This window comes from Arthrobacter sp. 01T428, assembly GCF_056398685.1.
In genome coordinates this window covers 16,841-43,801 of the sequence record NZ_JBFTPW010000003.1, presented here as the reverse complement: position 1 = coordinate 43,801, position 26,961 = coordinate 16,841, and the positions used below count along the sequence as shown (strand labels likewise).

The window sequence follows — 26,961 nt, the reverse complement described above, 5'->3', positions numbered from 1 at the left end:
GTCAGACGTCGTGCTGGAGGCGCTTGACGAATTGCTTGGTGCGTTCCTCCCGCGGCTCGCGCAAGACATCCGCTGCTGGTCCGCGCTCCACCACTACGCCGCCGTCCATGAAGATGACTTCGTCGGCAACCTGGCGGGCAAAGGCGAGCTCGTGCGTCACGATCACCATGGTCCAGCCTTCGTCGGCAAGTTCCTTGATGACACCGAGCACTTCGCCCACCAGTTCCGGGTCCAACGCCGAGGTGGGTTCGTCAAAGAGCAGCAACTGCGGCTTGAGGGCGAGGGCGCGCACGATTCCCACCCGTTGTTGCTGGCCGCCTGACAGCTCGAAGGGGTAGGCGTCTCGTTTGTCCGCGAGGCCCACCCGGGCCAGGAGCCGCTCGGCCTCCGCGACCACTTCCGCCCGTGGACGCTTCTGGACCTGGAGCGGTCCCTCGATGATGTTCTTGAGCACCGTCATGTGCGGGAACAGGTTGTAGTGCTGGAACACCATGGCACTGCGATCCCGGAGGGCGGCGATCTCCCGCTTGCCCACGCTGCCCGCGAAATCGAGGGTCAGTCCTGCGCCGGAGCCCCGGACCGTCCCCGCGTCGGCGTCCCCGAAGGTGACCGTTCCGGCGTCGGGCACTTCGAGGCCGTTAAGTGAGCGCAGGACGGTGGTCTTTCCCGAACCGGACGGCCCGATCAACGCGACCACCTGGCCGCGCCTGACGTCGATGTCGATTCCGCGCAGCACCTTGTTGCTGCCGAAGGCTTTGGCGAGGTCCCGGGCAGACAGCACCAGCCCGGAGTTCCCGTGGGGGGCGTTGCTGGGCTCAGTGGGCGACATAACGGTCCAATCTGCGCTCCAGGGCGGACTGGCCCGTGGAGAGGACGAGGCAAATGACCCAGTAAACCAGGGCGGACTCGAGGTACAGGATCATGAATTCCTGGCTGAATGCGGCGATCTGCTGGGCGTTGCGGAAAAGCTCGGTGACCAGGATGAGCGAAGCCAGCGAGGTGTCCTTCACGAGGGAAATGAAGGTGTTGGACAGTGGAGGTACCGAGACCCTGGCCGCTTGCGGGAGGATGATCCGCACGAGCGTCTGCGGACGCGACATTCCGATGGTGTGCCCGGCCTCCCACTGGCCCTTGGGCACCGACAGGATCGCGGCTCGGATGACCTCGGCCGCGTAGCCGCCCACATTGAGCGAAAACGCGATGATGGCGCTCGGCCACGGCTCCAGCTTCACGCCGATGCTCGGGAGACCGTAGAAGATCACGAACAACTGCACCAGCAGGGGAGTCCCACGGATCACTGAGACATAGAAGCGTGCGACGCCGGAGAGCAGCCTGTTGGGGCTCAAGCGCAAGAGGGCAACGAGGAGCGCCAACGCCAGGCCAATGGCGAACGAAGCCAGGGTGAGGGGGATGGTTCCTGTGACGGCGCCCCCGACGATTGGCCCGAAGGAACTCCAGACGAGGTCCCAGTTGAAGGTCATCTGATTGGCCGCCGGCTACTTGGTAACGTCTGCGCCGAAGTACTTCTGGGAGATCTTGGCGAGGGTGCCATCGGCCTGAAGGTCCGTGAGCGCTTTGTCGACCGCGGCTTTGAGTTCGGCGGATCCCTTGCGGAAGACCATGGCGCTTTGCGTCTTGTCGGTGGTCTCCGCGGCGATCTTCAAGCCGGAGTCCGGAGTGCTCTTGGCGTAGTCGAGGTAGGTCAGCTTGTCGTTGACGGTTGCGTCGACGCGGCCTTGGCGGACCAGGGTTGCGGCTTGCGCCCAGCCTTCGACGGACTGCACGTTGGCGCCTGCGTCAACTGCCATCTTGTAGAAGTTGCTGGTCAGCGACTGCGCGGTGGTCTTGCCTTTGAGATCGGCGAAGCTGTTGATGGAGTTGTTGTCCGACTTGGTCACGACGACGCCATTGGAGATCGTGTACGGCGCCGAGAAATCGTACTTGGCCGTGCGTTCGGGGTTGATGGAGATCTGGTTGGCGATCATGTCGAAGCGCTTGGAATCAAGACCCGCGAAGATGCCATCGAACTGGGTTTCCTGGAAGGTCGCCTTCACTCCGAGCTTGGCAGCGACGGCCTGGGCGATCTCGACGTCGAAGCCCGTGAGCGGACCGGCCCCGTTCTCGTGGAAGCTGAACGGCCGGTAGGTGCCTTCCGTGGCAATAACGATCTCGCCCTTGGACTTGATGGCGGACAGCGAGGTATCTCCACCCGACGTCGACGACGGCGAGGAACCACCGCCGCAAGCGGTCAGTGCCAGCGCGACGGCGGCCAGGGTTGCGGACAGTGCTGTGCGGCGGGTGGGCAGGCTCTTCATGAAAGCCATCTTAGTCACGGGACCGGACTGGGGTGCTTCGGGCGGTGTCCGGCGTACACGGGAGGACGCTTAAAAAGGCTGAGTGGGGGCGGTCCCCAACAGCCCGCCACCACTCATCCCCCCAAAAGTGCTCCCGCACGCGCCACGAACCTTGGAAACCCGTTCATTGATTCAAAGGTCAGGCTGCGTCGCCTTCACACATTCATAATTATGGCACGATATAATGGATTTATGAAAGAGGTTACGCGGTATGTTTTTAAATTACCGTGCGGCTAGTCCGGCTGGCAACGGTTTTGGACAGCCAGATGCCTCCCAGGCCAAGTGCAGTGGCCAAAGCGGCAGAGTAATTGATGAGAGGCCGCAGCCACGTATTCGTTGGCGGGATGAGCGGAAAGACCTGTGAAACCGTTAGCAAGGCAAGGCCCAGGAGCAGTGTCGCTGAGGCGGCCCGGAGCAGAACGGGACCCGAACCTCGGACCGATCGCCAGATGCCCGGGATGAGGCATACGGCAACGTAGCCCGGGTAGAACCTGCCCAAGGCCGCATACAGATCAAGGGCCGGCCCAGGGTCAAGGTCATTCAGGCCAACCGTGGAGTCCCGGGTGTCCATCGAGAAGAAGAAGAAGGCCGTGAGGACCGCGGTTGCTCCCAAAACGGCCAAGCCGATCGGCCCGCGGATGGCGCGTTCTCCGCCAGCTGAGCCAAAGGCCCTGGCCACCTTGATGCCCATGAGCAGGAACGTTCCGTAGAGCAGGAACCGGAGCAGCAGGTTGCCGAGGTTGAAGTTGCCCAGCCACCCGTCAATCAGCACATAGGGACCCTCGATGCTGAGAAGGATGTCGAGGGAAATCAGTGCGAACAAGACGAACATCATGCGGTTCTCGCCCCGAACGGCGCTGGGGATGCGAATGGCCGTCAAAATGAGGCAAATGGAGAGCGTAGCCCACGCCAACACGGTGGTCATCCCAGGTTCTCCCAGATTCTGTTGCTGTGGTCGAGCTCGTGCTCATGGCGGCGCAGGGCCTTGCCCAGGGCCTGCAGCCGCTCTCCGGCCAGCAGGGCCAGTTCGCCGTCCGTCATCCTGTCCAGGGCGTCCCCCCGCGCCCCGGGGGGCCATCCTGCCTCGGCCTCGGTGACGAGGCCGCTGGCCACGAGGCCTCCGGCCGGTCCGACGCCGGCCGCCCGGGACGTTGCCAAGGCCAGTTCCGGGGGCAGCCGGTTGGCGGTCAGGTGCGCGGAAAAGTTCTGCGGTGCGATCCCGGTGGAGCCGCTCACCCGGTGGCGCAGCTCGCCGTCGTCGATCGCGTCCACCCAGTTCCTGACTGAACTACCGTGCGGGGTCTCCGCCAGGACCAGGGGCGGGACGCCCTCGCCGGGATCGGAGCGCTCGACGACCGCACGCAGCAGATCCATGGTGGACACCTGGCTGACGAGTTCCGCATCAGTGGGGGGAACCGGGGTTCCCCGAAGCGCCGCGTAGGCCTCGAATTGTGCCAAAGCATCGAAGGGATTCATGTCGAAGGCCCGGCTGATGCTCACGAGCGAACTCTCGGCCACCTTGCCGCGAACCAATTGCTGGGCCAGTGTGGTGCGTTTCACTCCCGAAAAGCGGCAGACATCGGCCGTGCTGGTGTTCGGGGCGATCCCGTGCAGCCAGCGTTGGAACGCCTTGGAGGGGAGGGACATGAACCACTTTCTGCTAGACGGTTTCAGGTCTGCGAAGTCGATTTTACGATGCAGGCACATTGAATTATGCTTGATTCTCGAACCCGCTGGTCCGCACACCCCCCAAGTACGGACCAGCGGGTTCTTCCATGCCCCGGTCTTTCGGACGGCAGGGTATTCGCACGGCCGCCCTTTCGCGTGGCCGGCCTTTCCGCTCAGGAGCGGAGCAGTGAGAGGATAGACCAATGACTGCAACGCTTGTCGCCAAAGAGCTCTCCGGCGGCCACGGTCACCGCACCTTGTTCTCGAAGCTCTCCCTCACCGTCGCGCCAGGAGACGTCGTGGGCGTCGTCGGCGCCAACGGCGCCGGGAAATCCACCCWGCTGCGCATCCTCGCGGGAGCCGACCGTCCCCAGGAGGGCACGGTCAGCCTCGCTCCGAGCGACGCCTTTGTCGGCTGGCTGCCCCAGGAACACGAACGCACCCCAGGCGAAACCGTCGCCGCCTACATTGCCCGCCGCACTGGTTGCGCCCAGGCCACTGAGGAGATGGAGGCCGGAGCCGAGGGGCTCGCAGCCGGAACCGCGGAGGCCGACGACGCGTACTCCCTGGCTTTTGACCGCTGGATGGCATCGGGTGCCGCGGACCTGGAAGACCGGATCCCCGCGGTGCTGGCGGAACTTGGCCTCGAATCGGGTCCCGATGCGCTTATGACGGGCCTGTCCGGCGGGCAAGCCGCCCGCGTTGCCTTGGCTGCGCTCCTGCTGAGCCGCTTCGACGTCGTGCTGCTCGACGAACCCACCAATGACCTGGACCTCGACGGACTGGCCCGGCTTGAATCGTTCGTCCAAGGCCTTCGAGGCGGCGCGGTGCTGGTCTCGCATGACCGCGAGTTCCTGGCGCGCTGCATCACCAAGGTGCTGGAACTGGACCTGGCCCAGAACAGCGTGGCCGTCTACGACGGCGGCTACGATTCCTTCCTCGAAGAGCGGGCGGTAGCAAGGCGGCACGCCCGCGAACGCTACGAGGAATTCGCCAACACCAAGGCGGATCTCGTGTCCCGGGCCCGGACGCAGCGCGAATGGAGCTCGCAGGGCGTCCGCAACGCCATGAAGAAGAGCCCGGACAACGACAAAATCCGCAGGGCCGCGAGCGTTGAGTCTTCGGAAAAGCAGGCCCAGAAAGTCCGGCAGATGGAATCCCGCATCGCCCGGCTCGACGAGGTGGAAGAGCCGCGCAAGGAATGGCAGCTGCAGTTCAGCATCGGCCAGGCTCCGCGCTCCAGCTCCGTCGTCGCAACCTTGCGCGACGTCGTGGCACACCAGGGCGACTTCACGCTGGGACCCGTCAACCTCCAGCTCAACGCCGGCGAACGCATTGGCATCACGGGACCCAACGGCGCGGGAAAGTCCACCCTCCTGCGGCTGTTGCTCGGGATTCAACAGCCCGACGCCGGAGATGCCTCCATGGGTGCATCCGTGGCGATCGGCGAGATCGACCAAGCCCGCGGACTGCTGGCTGGGCACCTTACCCTGGCAGACGCCGTCGAATCTGTCCTGGTCGACTGGAACTCCGCGGATGTGCGTACCCTGCTGGCCAAGTTCGGCCTCAAGGCGGACCACACCTCCCGGACCGTGGATTCCTTGTCCCCGGGCGAACGCACGCGCGCGGCGCTCGCGCTGCTGCAGGCCCGCGGCGTCAACCTGCTTGTCCTGGACGAACCCACCAACCACCTCGACCTGCCGGCGATCGAACAGCTCGAGGATGCGCTTGACGGCTACGAAGGCGCGCTCCTGCTGGTCACGCACGACCGCCGCTTGCTCGAAAACGTCCGGCTCGATTCCCGCTGGCACCTTGACAACGGCACCGTGACCGAACTGCACCACACTTCCGGAATGGGGAATCACAAGCCATGAGCATGGATGGCGTCGCCTGGCGCTCGCTCTACAACATCACCCGTGCCAAGAGCGGCTCCCAGCCGTTCTCGCGGGAAACCATCCGGCGCGTGCTCGCTTTCGCGAAACCGCACCGCAACAAGCTGATCGCCTTCGTGCTGGCCTCCATCGCTGGTGCGTTCCTTGCCGTGGCCACCCCGGTGCTGGCCGGCAAAGTGGTGAACGCGATCATCGCCCATGCGGGCGTGGACGTCGTGGTCGGGCTGGCCGCGCTCATCGCTGCCGTGGCCGTCGCCGACGCCGGAGTGGGACTACTGACCCGGTGGCTGTCTTCCGTGATCGGCGAAGGCGTGATCGTCGACCTGCGGACGCGGGTGTTCGACCATGTGCAGCGCATGCCCATCGCCTTCTTTACCCGGACCCGTACCGGAGCCCTCGTCAGCCGGCTCAACAACGACGTCATCGGAGCCCAGTCGGCGTTCGCGGGCACTCTCTCCGGTGTAGTCAGCAACGTCGTGTCCTTGGCGCTGACCCTCATTGTCATGCTCAACACGTCCTGGCTCGTCACCGTCCTCGCGATGGTGCTGCTGCCGATCTTCCTCATTCCCGCACGCCGCATGGGCTCCAAGCTGGCCGACCTCCGTCGTGAAGCCGCGTCCCACAACGCGGCCATGGGAACCCAAATGACGGAGCGGTTCTCCGCACCCGGCGCCACGCTCGTCAAACTGTTCGGCCGCCCGGACGAAGAGTCCGCCGAGTTCGCCCTGCGCGCCGGCCGTGTGCGTGACATCGGCGTCCGCACCGCCATGTTGCAGTTCACGTTCATCACCGCACTGACCCTCGTTTCCGCCCTGGCCCTCGCACTCGTTTACGGACTGGGCGGTTGGCTTGCGCTGAGCGGGCAGCTGGCCGCGGGCGACGTCGTCGTACTGGCGCTGCTGCTTACCCGCCTGTATGCGCCGCTCACCGCGCTGTCGAGTGCCCACGTTGAGGTCATGAGCGCGCTGGTCAGCTTCGAGCGGGTCTTCGAGATCCTGGACCTCAAGCCGCTCATCCAGGAGAAGCCCGACGCCGTCGCGGTGCCTTCGGGCCCTGTTGCGGTGGAGTTCGACGACGTCCGCTTCGCCTACCCGTCCGCAGACAAGGTGTCCCTTGCCTCGCTGGAGGAAGTGGCGACGCTTGACACCCGCGGCGGCGAGGAGGTCCTGCACGGAATCAGCTTCCGCGTGGAGCCCGGGCAGACCGTTGCGCTCGTGGGGTCCTCCGGCGCGGGCAAGTCCACCGTGGCCCAGCTGCTGTCCCGGCTGTACGACGTCGACTCCGGCGCCGTGCGATTGGGCGGGCATGGGCGAGGTACCGGCCTGGATATCCGGGACGCAACGTTCGATTCCCTCCGGGCGACCCTGGGCATGGTCACGCAGGACGGCCACCTCTTCCATGAAAGCATCGCCTCCAACTTGCGGTTGGCCCGGCCGGGAGCGACGGACGAGGAAATGTGGGACGTGCTCCGGCGCGCCAGGCTCGAAGCGATGGTCCGTTCCTTGCCGGATGGCCTGGAGACCGTGGTGGGGGAGCGCGGCTACCGCCTTTCCGGAGGAGAACGCCAGCGGCTCACCATCGCACGCCTCCTCATCGCCCAACCCAGGGTCGTCATCCTCGACGAAGCAACGGCAGCCTTGGATTCCACCAGCGAAGCCGCGGTCCAGGCGGCCTTGGGCGAGGCACTCGAGGGACGCACCGCCGTCGTGATCGCCCACCGGCTCTCCACCATCCGGGCCGCCGACGTGATCCTGGTGGTGGAGGACGGATCGATCATTGAGCGCGGCACGCACGCAGAGCTCCTCGCCGCAGACGGGCGCTACGCAGAGTTGTACAACACTCAGTTCGCTGAGGCGACGGCTGTGGCACAGGAAGCTGTTCCGGAGCTGTAGGCGCGGTGCCGGGCTTCAGCTCCTGGTGTGTTGACGGACTTCCGGGGCCACTTCCACGCGGTTCCTGCCGGCGGACTTGGCGGCGTACAGCGCCATATCGGCCTCTTTGAGGAGCCGCTCGCTGCTGACGCGATGGCCGGGCACAAAGGCCGAGAGACCGGCGCTCAAGGTCAGGGTACCCGAGGGGTTACCTGAGTGCGCGATGCCCAGCTCCCGCACGGCCTCCAGAGCGCGGGCGAGCCTGGCTTCTGCGCCGGATACCGTCTGGCCCGGCAACAGGAAGAGGAATTCCTCCCCGCCGAAGCGGTAGATTCCGTCGCTTTCGCGCCCTTGGGCGGCAAGGGAGGCCGCAACCGACTGCAATGCGAGATCTCCGGCCTGGTGGCCATAAAGATCGTTATATCTCTTGAAGTTGTCCACGTCGCAGATCGCCAGGCTGTAGTCCGTTCCGTAACGGGCGCATCTGTGGTGCAGCTGTTCCAGGTCCTCCGAGAGCTTCAGCCGGTTGTGGAGCTTCGTCAGGGGATCGGTGCGCGCTTGCTCCGCGAGCGCGGCACGGTAGCGTGCAAGATCGGTGTGCAGCGAAGTCACCCTTTGAGCCACGAGCAGCCGGGTATGCAGGGCGAACGGGTCAAGCGGCTTGGCCACGTAGTCGTCAGCACCGGCCTGCATGCCCGCGACGACGTCCTCGCGTGAATCTTTCGAGGTGACAAGGACAAGGTAGGTGTAGGAGTCCTCTTCCGCGCTGCGAATGGCGCGGCAGAGTTCCAGTCCGTTGAGCCCGGGCATCATCAGGTCAGTCACCACAACTTGCGGCCGGTGTTGCCTGTACAGCTCCCAAGCGGAGTTGCCGTCCGCGGCCACGATGCATTCGTGGCCGGACTGCTCCACTGCCGCCTTCGCTACGAGACGCGAACCGAAATCGTCGTCCGCCACCAGGACCTTCACGAGGCCACCGACAGGGCGTGGTCCAACGCTTTGTCAACAAGTCCCAGTTCGGCCTCAAGGCCGGCCAGGAGCGCGGGATCGACGGGCCCGCCGCTTGATGAGCTGCGTTCCAATTCCTCGCACATCCGTGCCGCGCGCGCGGCCCCGATGTTGGCTGCGGCTCCTTTTAGCTTGTGGGCAACGTGCCTGAAAGTGTCTCGGCTTCCGTTGTCCAAAGCGTGGCGGAGTGCCTCCAAGCTCGGTTGGATGTCTTGCCTGAAGGCCTGGGCGGCGGCGGGCAGCAACCCGAGCCCGTCTGCCGGACCGAGGTCACGCAACGTTTCCAGCCTCGCGGGGTCGAGGACAGTGCCGCCGCCTTCCTTCGATGTTTCCGGGATCCATCGCGAGAGAACCCGCTCCAATTTGTCCACGTCCACCGGTTTGGTCAGATAATCGTCCATGCCGGCCGCAAGGCAGCGCTCACGATCCTCATCGAGTGCGCCTGCGGTCATCGCAATGACCGGCAGCCGCCTGCGCCCATCGTGCCGTGCCCGGATGGCTTTGGTGGCCTCGAATCCGTCCATGACGGGCATATGGCAGTCCATCAGGACCGCGGCATACTCGGTGGCCGCAGTGGCGGCGACTGCTTCGCTGCCATCAGCTACGACGTCGGCCTCGTACCCGAGCTTCGCAACCATGCTGCGGGCCACGAGCTGGTTGACCTCGTTGTCCTCGACGACGAGAATCAGGCCGCGCGAAGGCTGGCTGATGGTCACCGGGATGGCTGGAAGGACCACGGGAGCCGCGAGCGGGCGGGCCGCGACAAGACGCATGAGGCGGTCGTAGAACTCGGAGCTGCGCACCGGCTTGGTCAGCCATTCCTGGACCCCGGCGGCCACGAGTTCGGCTTTGTCCACATTCATGGTGGACGTCAGCATGATGATCCGGGTGGATGCGAGCGCGACGTCGGTGCTCAGCTGGTGTGCCAGCTCCAAGCCGTTCATGTCCGGCATGCACATGTCGAGCACCGCAATGTCGAAGGGACGTCCGGCGGCGGCCTCTTCGCGGCAGCGGTCCAGGCCCTGTTGGGCGTCGCTGACAGCTTCCGGTTTCATCCGCCAGCCAGCCAATTGCCCCTCGAGCACCAATCGGTTGGTCGAGTTGTCATCCACCACAAGGACCCGGAGTCCCGTGAGCTGGTCGGGCGAGATCGACGCCGGAGCTGCCGCAGCTTCGCTCACTGCCAAGGGAAGGGTGGCCCAGAAGGTGCTCCCGTTGCCCAAGGAACTGTCCACCCCGATTTCGCCGCCCATTACCTCTGTAAGCCTCCGTGAGATCGCCAGTCCAAGGCCGGTCCCGCCGTACCGCCGGGTAGTGGAGGCATCGGCCTGCGAGAACGACTCAAAGAGCCTGTGGTGGTCTGCCGCATCGATCCCGATCCCGGTGTCGCGGACCTCGAAGCGTACACGAACGTTCGCGGATTCTTGCTTCACGAGCTTCACGCTGATGACAACTTCCCCTGAGGGAGTGAACTTCACGGCGTTCGAGGCCAGGTTGAGCAGGATCTGCCTGATGCGGCCGGCGTCGCCCACCAGCATCGCCGGAACCTCCGGGCGGCAGTACGCAATCAGCTCCAGGCCTTTGGCCTGTGCGGCCTCGGCAAGGAGGACCGCGAGTTCCTCCACCAAGGTGCGTGGATTGAAGGGAGCAGGGTCCAGATCGACCTTGCCTGCTTCGAGTTTCGAGAAGTCCAGGATGTCATTGATCAAGGACAGCAGGGATTCGCCCGCGCCCTTGACGCCTTCGGCATATTGGCGCTGGGTTTCCTCCAAGGGGGTGTCCAGCAACAATCCGGTCAGCCCGATCACTCCGTTCATCGGCGTGCGTATCTCATGGCTCATCGTCGCGAGGAACTCCGACTTCAAGCGGCTGGCTTCCTCGGCGGCTTCCCGGGCGGTCACCAACTCGGCCTGGGCGATCCTGCGTTCGGTGATGTCCTGGGCGATCGTGGCGACTCCGCGGATGCCGCCGGTGCCGCGGATCGGAGACATCGTCAGGGAAACGGGAACGATGGAGCCGTCGATGCGGACCCGTGCTGTTTCGTAGCTGTGGGTTTCCCCGCCGGCCCGGATGCCCGCCAAGAGCTCTTCTTCCTCCTCCTGAAGTTCGTCCGGAATGATGAAGGAAACATGCCTGCCGATTGCCTCGGCGGCGCTGTATCCGTAGATCCGTTCGGCTCCGGGATTCCAGCTGGTGATGACACCGTCCAGTGACTTGCCCACGATTGCATCCGCTGAGGAGTTGACGATCGCGCCGAGACCTTCAAGTTCCGCTGTACGCTCGGCAACCTTGGATTCGAGATCCCGCGTGAGGTTGATGTTCTCGAGGATGATCAGAATCTGGCGGGTGATGGCCAGGGCCAGGGCAGTGAGCCCCACGGCCTGGAGGAAGGGGTCCCCGGGACGCCCGACCCGTATGGGCGCCACCATCACGGCACCCAGGACAGGGACGTAGGGGAGCAGTTCCAGGGCCAAGGTGTAGAGGCGCCGCTCCGTCCGGGGACGCGGGGCGTAGGGGACCAGCGGGGCGAGGGCTATCAGCAGGAACGCCGTGATCCAGCCTGCCGCCAGGGGAGTTCCGGTGAGACCTGTGACGCCCTCGGACGTCAGGTCCACGTACGTACTGTCAGTGATCGCAAGGACGAGGAGTCCGCCACCCAGGCAGACCCACCTGAGGCGTTCCCCTGGTGCCGTCCGCATGGTGAGCATGAGGACGATGGAGACCATCGCAATGTCGGCAACCGGATACGCGAGGCCGGTGAGGTGGACGAGGGTCTCCTGCCCTTCGGTCTTGTACATGGAGCCGAGGACGGTAGCCCAGCTCATGAACAGCACTGCGGACGCAATCACTGCCGAATCCAGGAGTGCACGCAGGAAAGCAACCGAGGAGACCCGGGGACGAGGGAACAAGTAGAGGGCTATGGCGGCAGGGATCGAATAGCCGACGAAAGCGGCGTCGGCCACGGAGGGGTAGGGGTAGTCGTGATCGAGCGTCAAGCCGTAGAAGGTCCAGATCGCTTGTCCGGTGTTCCAGATCAGCGTGGCTAGGCCCATGACCCGCCACGCACGGGCGCTTTCATCCTTGCGCCGCCCCGCCCATGCACAACTGGCTGTGGCGAGCAGCGATGCTGCCAGGATGGCGAGGTCACCGGCTGACTGGGCCCCGGACGTCCCTTGGTTTGCGCCGAGGATCGCCGCCAGGATGGCCACTGCCGCAGCGGTGACGATAACAGTCCAGGCGAGGGCGGGCCTACGCAAGGCGTGGCCGTTCATGCCGACTCGCGGGTTGCGACGGCAGGGACCCCGGGAGGAAAGCCGGGCAGTGCGTTATCGGGAGTATGAAACAGCCAGAGCGAGAGCCTGCGGTACGCCTCCCAGTCGCGGTCACGAACCCGTAGCGAAGCAGTGTATTCTCCCTTCGAACTAGACCACACCCGGACGATATCCAGGGGGATCCGTGCGTCTCCCGGGAGTTCCAAGAGTACGCGGCCTGATTCCGGTAGCGCGTCCGCCCCGACCCGGACTGCGGCGCCTCCCATGGAAATGTCCAGCAGTTGGCCCGGGACCCCGGAAACCGTGACAGGTACCTTGACGGTGACCCGGTGGGCGCTCCTGCGTGATGTGGCGAATTCGGCGGCCCTGATCCGGAGCGTCCCCAGCACCAAGACAACCCCCGCCAGCACCAGCCAGACTCCGGCGGCAATCGTGGAGCCAGGACTCGTCCGCCAGGGCACCCAACCGAGGACTCCGGCCGTCGCATAGAGAATAATCGCGCCCACGATGACAATCAGCACAATGAGGATCCGCGGGGCCCTTCCGCGGAGTCGAAGTTCCGCGGCGCCTTTCGGGGTGACTTGAAACTCCAAGGACTTCCGGGAAACGAGCCACCAAAGGCAGGCCATCCCGACAGGAACCCGGAAAATCCGCAGGGCGAACGCCGTCGGCCAGTGGATCTGGTGGCGCATGAGCCTCTTGGCGCCCCACAAACGCACCCAGAACATGGCGGCGAAGGCAAGGGTGAACTCAACGGGCCCGGCGGTGGAGGTCTGCGCGCCGGAGACCATGACTGCCATGGGGATGATGAAGGCAATCAAGGTGGCAATGCCCTCAAGCCACCATAAGGTTCCGTTGATGTATTCGTGGAAGTTCCGCCAGGTCATCCAGCTCTTGGCCGCCCAAAGGCGCTCGTAGGTCAGGATCTGCATCGCGCCCATGCCCCAGCGTCTGCGCTGCAGCAGGTATTGATCGGCCGTTGCCGGGGCCAGGCCAACTGCCAGGGTCTGGTGGTGGTACACGGTCTTCCACCCGAGCCGGATGAGCTTGAGGGTGGTGTGCATGTCTTCGGTGATGGTCTCGGTGGCTACTCCACCTACCTCGCGAAGCGCCTTGATCCGGAGCAGCGAGGTTGAACCGCACCAGAAAGGTCCTGCACCGGGAACATTGCGCGAAGGCATCAGGACGTTGAAGAACAACCCCTGTTCGCCGGAGATGCCGTCGTCGTCGAAGGCTCCTGAGTTGTAGAACGCCTGCGGCCCCTGGATGAGGGCGATTTCCTCGTCGGCGAACCAACCCAAGGTGGCCGTCAGGAATGTTGGGAGGGGCACGTGATCGCAGTCGAGCACGGCAATGATGTCTATTGGGTCTTTTCCGGCTGCTTCCTCCGCAGCCATCAAATCCAATGCATGGTTCATGTTGCCCGCCTTGGCATGGTCGTGCTCGGCGCGGGTGACCACTCTTGCACCGAAGGATGCGCACATCTCGGCAACCCACGGGCGGCTTCCATCATCCAATACCCACGTTTCGTGGCGCGGTTGAAGCGCGCAGGCCGCGGCGATGGTGGGCGCAAGGACTTCGACCGGCTCGTTATACGTGGGGATCAGCACGGCGACCTTCATGCCATTGGGAGCTTCGGCAACCGGCTCAGGCGCATAACAGTCGATGTTCCACAGAGTGATGGATTTCAGGACCAGCCCTATCAGGGGAAGGGCCTCAAACGTCACCAGCGTCCACGCGATGACAAGATCCCCGCCACCAAGCGGCATGGTGAATGCGACCCGCCACGTCAGGTAGAGCAACAACGCTGCTATCGCAGCTATCCCGCCGGTCCTGGCCATTCTGCGGGAACGGGGAGCTTCGGGCGCGGGAGAACCCAGTTGCGCCGCCCAGCCGGCCATTCCGGCCGTCGAGTACGCCTTGACCTCCACAGGAGTGTCACGGAACTGCGGACGTTCTCCGCCGACGTCCCCCCGGACGCGTCGGCGCTGTTCAAGAGATTGCATGCGATCCCCCAGCTGGATCTGACAATGCAGCCTGTATCAGGTTAAAACAAACTGTGCGATCACTATAGCCAGTTCTCACCGGATTTTCATGGCAAAACAGGGAAGTTCAGGCCCCGACACGCATGGCTTTTCCGGGAGCGGGAAGGCCTACTTTTTCGCGAGCAGGGGCAGGACGTGGTCCGTCAGGAGCGGAGCCAAATCGTCCGGAAGTTCAGCAGAGAGATCCAACCACCGGATCTCTGCGATCTCGGCCGAAGGGCGGGCTTCCCACGTGCCCGGTGCGGTGAAGACGGTGGCCTCGATGTCAGTCGCGGCCTCATTGGCGGCGACGGCGAGCCAACTCCCCAAGGCCTCAAGGTCGGCCGGGTCGATCTCGATTCCGACTTCCTCGGCCAGCTCGCGGGATGCCGTCTCCGCCGCGGTTTCACCTGGCTCGGGCTTGCCGCCGGGGTGCATGAACTTGTCCGTGCCGCGCTTGCGCACGGTCAGCAGCCGTCCGGCGTCGTCGTACACGCAGACCGCGCTGACGACTATCAGGTCCTTGGCTGGACTGTTGCTGGTCATGTCTCTCTCCTTAGCCGGGATTCGAGCAGCAAGTCCTTGGCTGGTCCGTGCACGTCCCAGGCGTAGCTGAAGGCATCCGGCCCGCCCCAGAGGTAATTGACTTTGTAGTCATCGGGATCGCACCAGTGGGTGTCCTGGTTGGCGTGGTCGCGGAAGCTCATGCGGTGGAACGGTTTCCCATCAGGGAAGTAGACATCCATGGCTTCGGGGGAGTCGGAAGGCCGCAGGAGGTATTCGCGGAAGGCGGGGCCGGTGTGGGTGGGCCAGGTCATGGTGCCGTCTTCGCGAAGGAAGAGACCGCCGTCGGGGGTTTCCGAATAGCGCACGACGCCGGCAAAGGTACCGCGGGTGCCGCCCGCCCGGTCCCACAGGGACCGTTCCACGGTCCAGCTGCCCAGCAGGTAAGCCCGCAGGTCTTGCGTCGGAGACGATTCGCGCAGCTGGTCTTTCAAGTGCCCTCGATTGGAATCGAACCAACGACACCGGCTTTAGGAGAGCCGTGCTCTATCCACTGAGCTACGAGGGCCTGTGCGCGTGCTGGAAGCTCCTGGGAGCCGCTCGCCGGGCACGCATACAAGCATACAAGCTACCGGGGCGGCCCTCGAACACCGACGCCGGCAACACGCGCTGCCCGGCAACACCGGCGGCGGCGCACGCGGCACCGCATGCGGGTGCTGGCGTTAGGCTGGCCCGCATGCGAGAGCAAATGACCGTGGCGGCCGCCCACGGCGGCCACCTCCCGGAGCTCGGCACCATCCGCTCGAACATCGGCGGTTGGGCCCAGTTGAGCGTGGTGCAGTATTTCGTGGCCGAATCGGCGGTGATCGAAGCCTGGCGGGGCCCCGGACCCTACGACCGCCGGACCGGGTTCATCAGTGATCTTGGCGCGCTCAAGTGCGGGGTCTACGAGCACCGCGACGTCTGTTCGCCCCTGCATCTGCTCATGAATGCCTCCTTCGTCGTGCAGGGCCTGGGCATGCTTTTCGGGGCGATCCTGCTGAGTTCGGCGCTCCTGTGCATTGCGGCCCGTCCCGGCGTGCGGATCCTGCAGGGTGCCGCCTACCGCAAAGCGCGGCCCACCGCCGTCGCGGTCCGGTTCCTGGCAGGTATCTCCGGGCTGGGAACTGTGGTTGTTGGGTTTGTGCCGGAAGACCTGGGTTCTCCCTTCCATCTTGCGGGCGCCCTGATGTTCTTTATCGGTGGAGCATTCGCACTGTTGCTCCTCGGGCTGCTCTGGCTGCCGCATACAGCGATGAGCTGGTTCATCCTGGCGTGCGGGACGTTGACGCTGGGCGCCCTGGTGGTCGGCGGCCTGACACGGATGGATGTCCCCGAACCGGGAACCCTGGAACGACTGATGGCCTATCCGGTCACGATCGGATTTTCCGCCGCGGGACTTGTGGTGGCGCAACGGGTCCGGGAAGTACGGCGAACGGCGGCGCGGCTTGCGAAACGATGAGTTTTCGCGGGTAGCCTCATGTCAGCGGGTGGGCAATCTTTGCATTATCATGAGTGCACTCACCGGAATGGCGCCGGGCTGAGGGTTCCATGCAGTCTTGGCGCAGATTAGATTGACCGACACGGCAGAACATAGGACCCATGACTCATCAGCTTGTTCTGCGTCGTCCGGGACACGCAGGCGATACATCCCCCATAAAGGCAGCATCCCACCCCTCGGGTAATGGCCTTCGGGACCTTCGCGGGCCGATCGCCCGACGGCGGCAGGTGGCGCGGCGATGAGCTCCCAGACACTCCCCGCCCGGGATGCGCGGATTCCCGATGATGCCCTGGATGCTTCGCCTGAAGACGTGATAGTCCCTGCCGATCAGATCACCGTTGACTTGGCGGAGGACGGCATTATCGAGGTCACCCTGCCACCGAACAGCGTGGTCCGCTCACCCGAAGCCCAGGCGGCCGCGGCGGCCGTTCGTATGTTTGCGGACGGACGGCGGCTCCCGCTTCTGCTCAGGGTGACCGGAGTACTGTCCGTCACCGACGACGCGCGCCTGACCTACACGAATTCCGTGGCTATTTCGGCCTGCGCCCTCTTGGGGGAGAGCCCGGTGGACCGGGTGATTGCACACTTTCTCCTTCGCGCGAAGCCAGGCTCCCTTCCGGGACGGTTCTTCACGTCCGAGGCGGAAGCCCGTGACTGGTTGAGAGAGCACCACCGTGAATCATGAGCCCCAGGACCCGCGGCTGCTTGCCCTCGTTGAAGGGGTGGTCCGGATCGCGGACGGAGACCTCAGCACGAGGATCCCGGTCTCCGGCCCGCGGGACGAAGTGGCTGCAGTCATCACCGGGATCAACCTCATGGCCGACGATCTTCAAGCCATTTACCAGGAGCTCGAGGAGCGGGTCGAAAGCCGGACTGCCATGCTGCGCGAGGCCCAGATCGAACTCGAAAGGATGGCGCTCACTGATCCGCTGACCCAGTTGGCGAATCGCACGGCACTCGAAAGGGCGCTGAACCATGAACTCGTCGAATCCGAGCGGGGTGAGCTCCCGCCCGCGTTGCTCGTTTTGGACTTGAACTCATTCAAGGGGATCAACGACACTCTGGGGCACGGCGCCGGGGATACCGTCTTGAAGGTTACCGCCAGGCGCTTGCTCGCAGCGGTCCGCGACACTGACATGGTGGCGAGGCTCGGCGGGGACGAATTTGCCGTGATGCTGCCCAAATCCAATGCGGCGCATGCGCGTGGCGTTGCCAAGCGGATCCTTCGGGCCGTGGGTGAGAGCATCGACATCGGCGAAGTCCGGATCATCTGTGGAACGAGCATCGGGCTCCGGGTCGCCGAACCAGGGCAGTCCGTGGACGACCTCGTCATGGAAGCCGACACGGCGATGTATGCGGCAAAGGCCGAGCAGGGGAGCAGCGTCAGGGTTTTCGAACCGGCTTTGTTGTACGCGCGCCGGCTCCAAGGACTCATGATCTCGGAACTGCGTGAAGCCATCCGGACAGATCAGCTGGTCCTCCATTTCCAGCCTGTTGTCGAGTTGGCCTCGGGGCGGATTGAAGGCGCTGAAGCGCTGGTGCGGTGGAACCACCCCGATAGGGGATTGTTGATGCCGGATGCATTCATCCCGTTGGCCGAGGAAACCGGCATCATCATCGATCTTGGCTATTGGGTTCTCCGGCGGGCGATGCAGCAATTGCGCGAGTGGCAGGACGGTCCGGGCATGGACGAAGACTTCAGCATGCGGGTCAATATCTCCACCACCGAATTGCAAAGCCTGGAATTGATCGAGCATGTGCGGGAAGTGCTCGCCGAAACCGGAGTGGAGGCATCCAAGCTGGTCATCGAGCTCACGGAGTCAATGGCCGTGAACGGAAGCGACATCGACAAATACTCTCTGACCGGCCTCCGGCGACTCGGTATCCGGCTGGAAATCGACGACTTCGGGACTGGCTATTCGTCCATCAGCTACCTGCGCAGCCTTCCCGTCAACGTGGTCAAGATTGACCGCTCCCTCATCCAAGGGCTGGGCACGGACGACAAGGAGCGGGCCTTTGTGGCGGCTGTTCTCCAGCTCATTCACGCCTGCGGGATGCAGGCTGTTGCCGAGGGTATCGAAACGGCGGAGCAGGCGGCTGAGCTTGCCCGCCTGGGCTGCGCCAGTGGCCAAGGGTATTACTTTGGCCGGCCCATGGCGGCGGATAAATTCGCGGAACTGTTGCGAGGCACCTGAGCATGCCTCCTCCCGGCAACGGAAGACGGGCAGCGGAAAGGCACCGGACCTTAGGTCCGGTGCCTTTCAGGTATTGCTAGTTGGAGGGAGTGGAGTTGGTGGCGGAGTTCGGCCACCAGCCAGTCGCCTGAGGCGAACCCTGAGTGGTGGAGTTCGGCCACCAGCCAGTGGCCTCTGCCGAGTTCTGGGTGGTGGCGTTGGGCCACCAGCCGGTGGCCTGGGCCGAATCCTGTGCGAAGTTGGGCCACCAGCCGGTAGCCTCCGCCGAGTTCTGTGCGAAGTTCGGCCACCAGCCCGTGGCTATGGACGAATCCTGTGAGGGGCTCTGGCTGCTGGCGGACACAGCTGCCGAGCCGGTAATTCCTGCGAGCAAGATTGCTGCTGCCGCGAGGAGCGCGGCGAGAGTTCTTTTCATGCGAAAGCTCCTGATGATATGTGACTGATGCGACTGGAGTGAACGAAGTGAAGCACGCTCATTATAAGAGTAACGACACGCCGTGTCATCAGTGTCCGTCCGGACGGTGGAGAAACATGCTAAACGCTCGCCCGAATCATGGGCGGAGTGTCTCAGGGACATAATGGAGCCATGGGAGAAAAGAAGGTTGCGCCGTCGTACGCCGCTGCGGAACTGCAAGCGAGGGGTCACCGGGCCAGCCATGACTTCGCCAAGGCTGCCGATGGTGCGCGCTCGGCCGCCGATATTGCCCTCGATGAGGGCGATTCCGCCGGATGGTGGAACATGACTTTCCTTCAAGCAGAGAATCTTCTCGACGCAGGTGATTTCGCTGCCAGCACTGCGCTGGCGAGATCCCTTTCCGAGGCATCGTTGGCTGAGGCCTCACCCCAGCACCGGGCCCGGGCACTCATCTTGATGGCGAACTCCCTTCGGGGCGAAGGGCTGTTGGAGATGGCCACCTCGGCTGCGGCGTCGGCAGTTGGACTGGTCGATGATGACGCAGACATGGAAATCGACGTCCATGCGCGGCAGGCACTGATCGCCGCGTTTGGCGAGTCCGGCAAACTGGAGGAGGCGTGGGAGGAGTGCCTGTCCCTCTCGGCGAGAATTTCTGATGAAATGGATGACCAGTTGGCCGGCAAGGCGTACTGGGTCATCGGGAATGTGGCGTTCCTCTGCGACAAGGTAGCTGAAGGCCTCCACTACCATGAGCTTGCCGCGGAAACCTTTTCCCCTTCGCGGAACCTTGATGTCTGGGCCAAGTTCAACAAAGCCTCGGCCGCGATGAGGCTGGCCGCTGAAGTGGCCGATGCGGCCACCCTTCGGTGCATTGAACGGGCGGAGCTTGCCACGGATGTCGTCGGCGGCAGCGAAGAGGAAATTCTCCTGCTTCGCCTCAACCGCGCGCATTGGAACTACCTGGCAGGAGACGCCGGGGCGGCGCTTGAGCTGCTGAACGAAATCAGTCGCAGCGCTGACCAACTGCCCGCGCAGATGGCAGGCGAGGTATTCCTCTTGATGGCGCGGGCCCAAGCCGGTACCGGGAACAAGCAGGCGGCGAAAGAAAGCCTGGTCGAAGCGGCCGATCGCTTCGAGAAAGCCGGCGCCCACCAGCGTGCCCTCCAAGCCCGGGAGATGCTTGAGCCGGGGGCCTGATTCGGAGGCCCGATTCTGGGCCGGGTTAGCGCGTGCGGGCGTTGGCTGCGTTCGGCGCTTCTGCTAGGCGCTCTTCGAACGCCGCCGCCCCACAAACACAGCCGCGCCGCCGGCCGCAAGGCTCAGCAGGAACAGTACCCAGCCCACAACGGTGAGCGTGGAAGCCAAAGCCACCTGGCCGGCGTCGGGCGTTGCCGATCCCAGCGCGGCGTCCACCGCCACGTTGCTCCACAAACGGACCACGGCGAACAGCAGGGGAGCAGCCCACAGCGTCCAGCGCAGTGCCTTTCCGGCCACATTGGTGCCGATGAGCAGAAGCCAGGTGAAACCGAAGATCAGCGGAAACAGGGTTCCGGCGGTCTTGTGGATGTAGCTGAGCTGTCCGCGGGCGTCGTCCGTCATGGCGCCATGCAATTGGTGGACGTAATCGGTGGAGAACCCGCCGATGAGGGAATCGGGCATGGCCATGCCGCCGGACAACTGGGTCATCTGGTTCAGGGTCAGCAGGTGCACATACCAAAACAGGAAAAGGCTGGCCACGACCCCGGCAATCACTATGAGGCGGCCGTTGTTCTGGGCCTTCTCGGGCGACCGCTGGGTGGTGGGATTGATCACCGACGGCAAGTGGTGCTGGGGGAGAGCGGCATTGGCGCCGTGCTTCTTGATGCGTTGGGCTGGGGTCTTGGCCATGTCATTCATTATCCCGCCACATAAGCTGGACCCATGACCACTGGCAGGCACTCCGCCACAGAACTTGATCCATCGCTCGACGACTACGAACTCGCTGCCGCCCTGGTCCGGGAAGCCGGGCAGCTTGCCCTGCTGATGCGGATGGGCGGCCTGCAAGGCGAACGGAAGACCTCGGTTTCGGACGTGGTGACCGCCGCGGACCATGCGGCCGAGGCCTACGTCCTTGAGCAACTGCGCCGTTGCCGCCCCGACGACGGCATCCTGGGTGAAGAAGGAAGCTCGGTGGCTGGAAGAAGCGGCCGCACCTGGGTGATCGATCCCGTGGACGGTACCTACAATTTCCTGCACGGCTCCACCTATTGGTGCTCCGCGATCGCCTTGAAACGCGAGGGCACGGCATCACCCGGGACCGCCTCGGATGCCGACGTCATTCTCGGGGCCATCTATCAACCGGAGCTCGACAAGCTTTGGACCGGCGGCGAAGGGCATCCCGCGACCCTCAACGACGAACGGATTCCGGGACCGTCGGGTGCTGCCCTAAGTGAACTCGGTGCCGCGACCTACATCCACCCCACGTGGCTCGCCGATCCCCGAGCCGCCATGCCCTGGCATGCTGCAGCGGTGTCGGCAGCTTCATTGCGCATGTTCGGTTCCGGCTCTTGCGATCTCGGCCGGGTGGCCGACGGCGAACTGGGCTGCTGGTTCCAACACAGCTGCCCCGAGTGGGACTGGCTCCCCGGCAAGGCGATCGTCCGCGCGGCCGGCGGGGACACCGACGTCGTGCGCGTCAACGGCCTGGACTGGTTCCTCGCGGGGGGCCCGACGGCGGTCCGGGAGTTGCGTGCGGCGCTCACCTCGGTGCCGCAATTCGCTTGAGGATGCGCCTCCCTTGGCAACCGCACTGTCCTGCTCGTTTACGGGACCCGTCCGGAGGCCATCAAGATGGCGCCGCTGGTCCAGGCCTTGCGTGCAACCGGCCGTTACAAGGCGCCAGTAGCAGTGACCGGGCAGCATGCCGCGGGGCTGGCGGCGTTCTACCAGGGAATTCCGGTGGTCCACCTCAAGGCCGGACTGCGCAGCGGCAACCTGAATTCAACCTTTTCAGAGGAAGCCGGCGACCCAACGAACTCGTAGCTCCCAAGAAGCATGATTGGGAGGGCACTTCGGAGCCGCGGTATTTTCCGACCGAACACTTTTTTGACGCAGCCCGGGGAAGGACATGCGGGTCCATCAGTGTCAGGGCCACCGCCTAGACTGGTAAACACCATGGATATGTTGTTTGACCCGTACGCTGATGGCCCCTTCAAAGCGGCAAGCCGAGCTGCCACCAAAGCCGCTCCGGCCATGCTTTCACGCGCCGGAAGCGGCGCTGCGCCCGGTGGTAGTGCGCCCGGTGGTAGTGCGCCCGGTGGGGGTGCGTCCTGGGCCGGCAAGCCCGGCGGTGGGCAAGACGGCGGCCACTCGGGCCTGCCGTCTGCGGAGGCGTTGCTCGAAGGGTTGAACCCCCAGCAGGAGGAAGCCGTCAAACATGCCGGCAGCCCTTTGCTGATCGTGGCCGGGGCCGGTTCGGGCAAAACCCGCGTGCTGTCGAACCGCATTGCGTACCTGATCGCCACCAGGCGGGCCCATCACGGCGAGATCCTGGCTATCACCTTCACCAACAAGGCGGCCGCGGAAATGCGGGAACGCATCGAAGCCCTGGTGGGTGCCCGTGCCAAGTCCATGTGGATCTCGACGTTCCACTCCTCCTGCGTGCGTATCCTGCGCCGTGAAGCTACCAACGTGGGGCTGAACTCCAACTTCTCCATCTACGATTCCGCAGACTCCCTGCGGCTCATCACGCTCGTAGCGAAGAACCTGGACCTCGATCCCAAAAAGTTCGCGCCCAAAGCGATCCAGCACAAGATCTCGGCCCTCAAGAACGAGCTCATCGATGACGACGCGTTCGCCTCAAGCGCCAACTACAACGAACCCTTCGAACAAGCCGTTGCCGAGGTCTTCAAGGGCTACACCCAGCGCTTGCGCCAGGCCAACGCCATGGACTTCGACGACCTCATTGCGCAGACCGTCTACATGTTCCGGGCCTTCCCCGCGCTCGCGGAGTCCTACCGCCGTCGATTCCGCCACGTCCTCGTGGACGAATACCAGGACACCAACCACGCACAGTACGCATTGGTCCGCGAAATCGTCGGTGAGGGTCCTCAGGCGAGCGAGCTGACCGTCGTCGGCGACTCCGACCAATCCATCTACGCGTTCCGCGGTGCGGACATCCGCAACATCGTCGAATTCGAGAAGGACTACCCGGAAGCCCGCACCATCAAGTTGGAGCAGAACTACCGCTCCACCCAGAACATCCTGAGCGCGGCGAACTCCGTTATTTCGCGCAACCCCAACCGCCCGGACAAGAAACTCTGGACGGCCGAGGGCGACGGCGAGAAGATCATCGGCTACGTAGGCGAGAACGAGCACGACGAAGCCCAGTTCATCGCCAAGGAGATTGACCGGCTCCAGGACGAGGAAGGCCTGCGTCCCGGCGACGTCGCCATTTTCTACCGCACCAACGCCCAGTCCCGCTCCATTGAAGACGTCCTGGTCCGCGTCGGACTGCCGTACAAAGTGGTGGGCGGCACCCGCTTCTACGAGCGCAAGGAAATCAAGGACGCCCTCGCGTACCTTCGCGTCCTGGTGAACCCGGACGACGACGTCAATTTGCGTCGCGTCCTCAACGAACCCAAGCGGGGAATCGGTGATCGTGCCGAAGGCGCCGTCGCGGCGCTCGCCGAGCGCGAACGCACGTCGTTCATGACTGCGGCGCGCAAGGCGGACCAGGCTCCCGGCATGGCCACCCGCTCCGTGAACGCGGTCCTAGGCTTTGTGAAACTCCTGGATGACCTGGCCGAAGTGGCTTCGGGTTCCGGGGCTGCGGCAGCTTTGGAAGCAGTACTGGAACAGACCGGGTACCTTGCCGGGCTCCGCGCCAGCACCGATCCGCAGGACGAATCCCGCGTGGAAAACCTCGCCGAACTCGTGGCGGTGGTGCGGGAATACGAGCGCGACAACCCCGAAGGCTCACTGGGTGAATTCCTGGAGCAAGTCTCCCTCGTAGCCGACGCCGACCAGATCCCGGACGCTCCCGAAGGATCCTCCGAGGACGCAGCCGCCGCCGTCGCAGAGGCCAAGCGGATGGGCGTCGTCACGCTCATGACGCTCCACACGGCCAAGGGCTTGGAATTCCCCGTTGTCTTCCTGACCGGTATGGAACACGGACTTTTCCCGCATCAGCGGTCCGCAACCGATCCCAAGGAACTGGCGGAAGAGCGTCGCCTGGCCTATGTGGGCCTCACCCGTGCACGGAAGCGCCTTTACGTGACCCGCTCGGAAGTTCGCAGCATGTGGGGCCAGAGCCAATACAACCCTGCCAGCCAGTTCCTCGAGGAGATCCCTACCGGTCTCGTGGAGTGGAAACGCGAGGGCACCTCCCGCCAAATGAGCGGCTGGGGGAACGCCCCCATCGGTTCCGGGCGTTACGGGGGCTCCTTCTGGGGTGCCGGAACCTCGCGCGGGGCCGCAGCCAGCGATACGGCGGGCTTCAACGCGGACGTGCCGGCCGCCGTCGTACGCAATCGTGTCCAGCCGCAAAAGGAAGTGGTCGCCGTCGTCGTGGGGGACAAAGTGAACCACACGAGCTTCGGCAACGGCACCGTGATCGGCGTCGAAGGCGCCGGGGACAAGACCGTGGCGAAGGTGAAGTTCGACGTCGGCGAGAAACGGCTGCTCTTGCGTTACGCGCCGCTGACCAAACTGGATTCGTAGCGGCTCTTGAAGCCGGAAAACCGCGTCATATAGGGGTTTTTCTACGGTCGATAGAAGTGTGTGCTTACTCACTTAACAGGTACTGTAGAACCGGCTGGCCTCCCCGGGGGGCTAAAGTTCGAGAGGAACTTGCGCAATGTGACCGGCTGCTTGGCAGCCGTTCGATGCGCACCTATCCGCAGCCGGTTTTCGCGGTCACCGTGGTTTCCGGCTGTACAGAAACTACTTCGACGTAGAAGGACACTAAACCGTGGACCTGTTTGAATATCAGGCGCGCGATATGTTCGAAGCGCACGGTGTACCCGTGCTCGCCGGCATCGTGGCGCACACTCCTGAAGAAGCAAAGGCTGCTGCCGAGAGCATCGGCGGCGTAACCGTCGTCAAGGCGCAGGTAAAGGTCGGTGGCCGTGGCAAGGCCGGCGGTGTCAAGGTCGCAAAGTCCGCTGACGAAGCGCTTGAACACGCCACCAACATCCTTGGCATGGACATCAAGGGCCACACCGTCAACAAGGTCATGATCGCCCAGGGCGCCGACATTGCTGAGGAATACTACTTCTCCGTCCTGCTGGACCGGGCCAACCGCAACTACCTGGCCATGTGCTCGGTTGAAGGCGGCATGGAAATCGAGCAGCTTGCTGTTGAGCGCCCCGAGGCCCTCGCCAAGGTCGCCATCGATCCCGCCGTCGGTATCGACCAGGCCAAGGCCGACGAAATCGTCGCCGCTGCCGGTTTCTCCGAAGAACTGCGTGGCAAGGTTGCTTCCGTCATCCTGAAGCTCTGGGACGTCTTCAAGAAGGAAGATGCAACCCTTGTTGAGGTGAACCCCTTGGTCAAGACCGGCGCTGGCGACATCGTTGCCCTTGACGGCAAGGTCTCGCTCGACGAGAACGCCGGCTTCCGCCACGTTCACCACGGTGAACTTGAGGACAAGGACGCAGCCGACCCGCTCGAGGCCAAGGCCAAGGCTCAGGACCTCAACTACGTGAAGCTTGACGGCTCGGTCGGCATCATCGGCAACGGCGCCGGTCTTGTGATGTCCACCCTCGACGTCGTCGCTTACGCAGGCGAGAACCACGGCAACGTCAAGCCGGCCAACTTCCTGGACATCGGCGGTGGAGCTTCCGCTGAGGTCATGGCCGCTGGCCTGGACGTCATCCTTGGTGACGAGCAGGTCAAGAGCGTATTCGTGAACGTCTTCGGTGGCATCACCGCGTGCGACGCTGTGGCAAAGGGCATCGTCGGTGCACTGGCCGAGCTTGGCTCCAATGCCAACAAGCCGCTGGTTGTCCGCCTCGATGGCAACAACGTCGAAGAGGGCCGCCGCATCCTGGCCGAGGCCAACCACCCGCTGGTTACCCTGGCAGCCACCATGGACGAGGGCGCCGACAAGGCCGCCGAGCTCGCCAACGCAGCGAAGTAAGGGACGCAAGACTATGTCTATCTACCTCAACAAGGACTCCAAGGTCATCGTCCAGGGCATCACCGGCGGCGAAGGCACCAAGCACACCGCCCTGATGCTCAAGGCCGGCACCAACATCGTCGGCGGCGTCAACGCCCGCAAGGCCGGCACCACGGTGCTGCACGGCAACAAGGAAATCACCGTCTTCGGCACCGTCAAGGAAGCCATTGCGGAGACCGGCGCCGACGTCTCGATCGTCTTCGTTCCGCCGGCATTCACCAAGGCCGCCGTAGTTGAAGCCATCGAAGCAGGAATCGGCCTGGTTGTTGTCATCACCGAAGGCGTGCCGGTTCAGGACTCCGCCGAGTTCTGGGCACTCGCCCAGGCCACGGTGGACGCTGACGGCAAGCAGATCACCCGCATCATCGGCCCGAACTGCCCCGGCATCATCACCCCGGGCGAAGCCCTGGTTGGCATCACCCCGGCAAACATCACGGGCAAGGGCCCCATCGGCTTGGTCTCCAAGTCCGGTACCTTGACCTACCAGATGATGTACGAACTGCGCGACCTCGGTTTCTCCACCGCGATCGGCATCGGTGGCGACCCCGTCATCGGCACCACGCACATCGACGCCCTGGCCGCGTTCGAGGCTGACCCGGAGACCAAGGCAATCGTCATGATCGGCGAAATCGGTGGCGACGCCGAAGAGCGCGCAGCCGACTTCATCAAGGCAAACGTCACCAAGCCGGTTGTCGGCTACGTTGCAGGCTTCACCGCCCCCGAGGGCAAGACCATGGGCCACGCAGGCGCCATCGTCTCCGGTTCCGCGGGTACGGCACAGGCCAAGAAGGAAGCTCTCGAAGCTGCAGGCGTGAAGGTCGGCAAGACGCCGTCCGAGACCGCCAAGCTCCTCCGCGAGGTCTTCGCAGCCCTCTAGCAATGCCCCGCGCAGGGTTTCCGCGCGATTGAAGTACGGCGGCGCCCGTCACCTTCCACGTGAAGGTGACGGGCGCCGTCGTTGTTTAACCGTTGGGGTCCGGGCGGGTCGGCACCGACGCTCGCTCACCTTTGAAGGCTTTTCGCCCAACGCTCGCCCACCTCTAGTGAGCGAGCGTTGGC

General features: G+C 64.3%; 22 protein-coding genes, 1 tRNA gene and 1 pseudogene. 11 read left to right on the top strand and 13 right to left on the bottom strand.

The window, feature by feature from the left end; all coding sequences use genetic code 11:
* Nucleotide 1: 1 nt before the first annotated feature.
* The 5 genes from AC1DJB_RS05525 to AC1DJB_RS05505 all read right to left on the bottom strand — a co-directional run bounded on the left by AC1DJB_RS05525 (nt 2) and on the right by AC1DJB_RS05505 (nt 4,001).
* Complete coding sequence (locus AC1DJB_RS05525) at nt 2–829, bottom strand: amino acid ABC transporter ATP-binding protein (RefSeq protein WP_284989628.1); 828 nt, start codon at nt 827–829, stop codon at nt 2–4.
* Nucleotides 816–1,481 carry an amino acid ABC transporter permease gene (locus AC1DJB_RS05520; RefSeq protein ID WP_059388188.1) on the bottom strand — a complete coding sequence of 222 codons (666 nt, stop codon included), beginning with the start codon at nt 1,479–1,481 and terminating at the stop codon, nt 816–818. The genes AC1DJB_RS05525 and AC1DJB_RS05520 overlap by 14 nt, the downstream gene beginning before the upstream one ends.
* 15 nt (nt 1,482–1,496) lie before the next feature.
* Nucleotides 1,497–2,315 carry an amino acid ABC transporter substrate-binding protein gene (locus tag AC1DJB_RS05515; RefSeq protein WP_059388190.1) on the bottom strand — a complete coding sequence of 273 codons (819 nt, stop codon included), beginning with the start codon at nt 2,313–2,315 and terminating at the stop codon, nt 1,497–1,499.
* A 256-nt stretch (nt 2,316–2,571) separates the two neighbouring features.
* Entirely contained in the window at nt 2,572–3,279 is a 708-nt protein-coding gene (locus AC1DJB_RS05510) for a hypothetical protein (RefSeq protein WP_306962973.1), read from the bottom strand.
* Nucleotides 3,276–4,001 carry a hypothetical protein gene (locus AC1DJB_RS05505; RefSeq protein WP_476910017.1) on the bottom strand — a complete coding sequence of 242 codons (726 nt, stop codon included), beginning with the start codon at nt 3,999–4,001 and terminating at the stop codon, nt 3,276–3,278. The genes AC1DJB_RS05510 and AC1DJB_RS05505 overlap by 4 nt, the downstream gene beginning before the upstream one ends.
* A 224-nt stretch (nt 4,002–4,225) precedes the next feature.
* Here AC1DJB_RS05505 and AC1DJB_RS05500 point away from each other — a divergent pair, with 224 nt between their 5' ends.
* Together AC1DJB_RS05500 and AC1DJB_RS05495 are read left to right on the top strand one after the other, a co-directional pair.
* Nucleotides 4,226–5,896: an ABC-F family ATP-binding cassette domain-containing protein gene (locus tag AC1DJB_RS05500; protein WP_476910016.1), complete on the top strand. Its 1,671-nt coding sequence runs from the start codon at nt 4,226–4,228 to the stop codon at nt 5,894–5,896.
* A complete protein-coding gene (locus AC1DJB_RS05495) occupies nt 5,893–7,806 on the top strand; it encodes an ABC transporter ATP-binding protein (protein ID WP_284989633.1) in 1,914 nt (637 codons plus the stop codon). The genes AC1DJB_RS05500 and AC1DJB_RS05495 overlap by 4 nt, the downstream gene beginning before the upstream one ends.
* A gap of 15 nt (nt 7,807–7,821) precedes the next feature.
* On the opposite strand, the gene AC1DJB_RS05490 is transcribed toward AC1DJB_RS05495, so the two are convergent.
* The 6 genes from AC1DJB_RS05490 to AC1DJB_RS05465 form a co-directional block, all read right to left on the bottom strand.
* Nucleotides 7,822–8,754 (bottom strand): GGDEF domain-containing response regulator, encoded by a 933-nt coding sequence (locus AC1DJB_RS05490; RefSeq protein ID WP_284989634.1) that lies wholly within the window; start codon nt 8,752–8,754, stop codon nt 7,822–7,824.
* On the bottom strand, nt 8,751–12,065 hold the full coding sequence (locus AC1DJB_RS05485) for a PAS domain-containing hybrid sensor histidine kinase/response regulator (RefSeq protein ID WP_476910015.1): 3,315 nt from the start codon (nt 12,063–12,065) through the stop codon (nt 8,751–8,753). The genes AC1DJB_RS05490 and AC1DJB_RS05485 overlap by 4 nt, the downstream gene beginning before the upstream one ends.
* Nucleotides 12,062–14,071 (bottom strand): glycosyltransferase family 2 protein, encoded by a 2,010-nt coding sequence (locus AC1DJB_RS05480; RefSeq protein WP_306962967.1) that lies wholly within the window; start codon nt 14,069–14,071, stop codon nt 12,062–12,064. Before AC1DJB_RS05480 ends, AC1DJB_RS05485 begins: the two co-directional genes overlap by 4 nt.
* A 147-nt stretch (nt 14,072–14,218) precedes the next feature.
* On the bottom strand, nt 14,219–14,635 hold the full coding sequence (locus tag AC1DJB_RS05475; RefSeq protein WP_059388181.1) for an NUDIX hydrolase: 417 nt from the start codon (nt 14,633–14,635) through the stop codon (nt 14,219–14,221).
* A complete protein-coding gene (locus AC1DJB_RS05470) occupies nt 14,632–15,087 on the bottom strand; it encodes a DUF6314 family protein (protein WP_253257207.1) in 456 nt (151 codons plus the stop codon). The genes AC1DJB_RS05475 and AC1DJB_RS05470 overlap by 4 nt, the downstream gene beginning before the upstream one ends.
* A gap of 1 nt (nt 15,088) precedes the next feature.
* Nucleotides 15,089–15,161, bottom strand: a tRNA-Arg gene (locus AC1DJB_RS05465).
* Between the two features lie 168 nt (nt 15,162–15,329).
* On the opposite strand from AC1DJB_RS05465, the gene AC1DJB_RS05460 reads away from it, so the two are divergent.
* The 3 genes from AC1DJB_RS05460 to AC1DJB_RS05450 all read left to right on the top strand — a co-directional run bounded on the left by AC1DJB_RS05460 (nt 15,330) and on the right by AC1DJB_RS05450 (nt 18,328).
* Nucleotides 15,330–16,094, top strand: a complete 765-nt coding sequence (locus tag AC1DJB_RS05460; protein ID WP_441437411.1) for a hypothetical protein — start codon at nt 15,330–15,332, stop codon at nt 16,092–16,094.
* Nucleotides 16,095–16,371: 277 nt separating this feature from the next.
* Entirely contained in the window at nt 16,372–16,818 is a 447-nt protein-coding gene (locus AC1DJB_RS05455; protein WP_441432768.1) for a DUF7793 family protein, read from the top strand.
* Nucleotides 16,808–18,328, top strand: coding sequence for a putative bifunctional diguanylate cyclase/phosphodiesterase (locus AC1DJB_RS05450; protein WP_284989638.1), 1,521 nt, complete (start codon nt 16,808–16,810; stop codon nt 18,326–18,328). The genes AC1DJB_RS05455 and AC1DJB_RS05450 overlap by 11 nt, the downstream gene beginning before the upstream one ends.
* A gap of 76 nt (nt 18,329–18,404) precedes the next feature.
* Here the strand turns inward: AC1DJB_RS05450 and AC1DJB_RS05445 are convergent, their stop codons facing one another.
* Entirely contained in the window at nt 18,405–18,743 is a 339-nt protein-coding gene (locus AC1DJB_RS05445; RefSeq protein ID WP_306962957.1) for a hypothetical protein, read from the bottom strand.
* Nucleotides 18,744–18,914: 171 nt separating this feature from the next.
* On the opposite strand from AC1DJB_RS05445, the gene AC1DJB_RS05440 reads away from it, so the two are divergent.
* On the top strand, nt 18,915–19,940 hold the full coding sequence (locus AC1DJB_RS05440; protein WP_332601700.1) for a hypothetical protein: 1,026 nt from the start codon (nt 18,915–18,917) through the stop codon (nt 19,938–19,940).
* A gap of 63 nt (nt 19,941–20,003) precedes the next feature.
* Here AC1DJB_RS05440 and AC1DJB_RS05435 read toward each other — a convergent pair whose 3' ends face one another.
* Nucleotides 20,004–20,630 carry a hypothetical protein gene (locus tag AC1DJB_RS05435; RefSeq protein WP_284989641.1) on the bottom strand — a complete coding sequence of 209 codons (627 nt, stop codon included), beginning with the start codon at nt 20,628–20,630 and terminating at the stop codon, nt 20,004–20,006.
* 33 nt (nt 20,631–20,663) lie between these two features.
* On the opposite strand from AC1DJB_RS05435, the gene AC1DJB_RS05430 reads away from it, so the two are divergent.
* The 5 genes and pseudogenes from AC1DJB_RS05430 (at nt 20,664) to sucD (ending at nt 26,779) form a co-directional block, all read left to right on the top strand.
* Nucleotides 20,664–21,506 (top strand): inositol monophosphatase family protein, encoded by an 843-nt coding sequence (locus tag AC1DJB_RS05430; RefSeq protein ID WP_284989642.1) that lies wholly within the window; start codon nt 20,664–20,666, stop codon nt 21,504–21,506.
* A gap of 66 nt (nt 21,507–21,572) precedes the next feature.
* Nucleotides 21,573–21,743, top strand: a pseudogene (locus AC1DJB_RS05425) (UDP-N-acetylglucosamine 2-epimerase); the annotation flags it as partial.
* A 153-nt stretch (nt 21,744–21,896) separates the two neighbouring features.
* Complete coding sequence (gene pcrA, locus AC1DJB_RS05420; protein WP_441432769.1) at nt 21,897–24,443, top strand: DNA helicase PcrA; 2,547 nt, start codon at nt 21,897–21,899, stop codon at nt 24,441–24,443.
* A 250-nt stretch (nt 24,444–24,693) separates the two neighbouring features.
* A complete protein-coding gene (sucC, locus tag AC1DJB_RS05415; protein ID WP_284989644.1) occupies nt 24,694–25,863 on the top strand; it encodes an ADP-forming succinate--CoA ligase subunit beta in 1,170 nt (389 codons plus the stop codon).
* Between the two features lie 13 nt (nt 25,864–25,876).
* A complete protein-coding gene (gene sucD, locus AC1DJB_RS05410; protein WP_284989645.1) occupies nt 25,877–26,779 on the top strand; it encodes a succinate--CoA ligase subunit alpha in 903 nt (300 codons plus the stop codon).
* Nucleotides 26,780–26,961 lie beyond the last annotated feature (182 nt).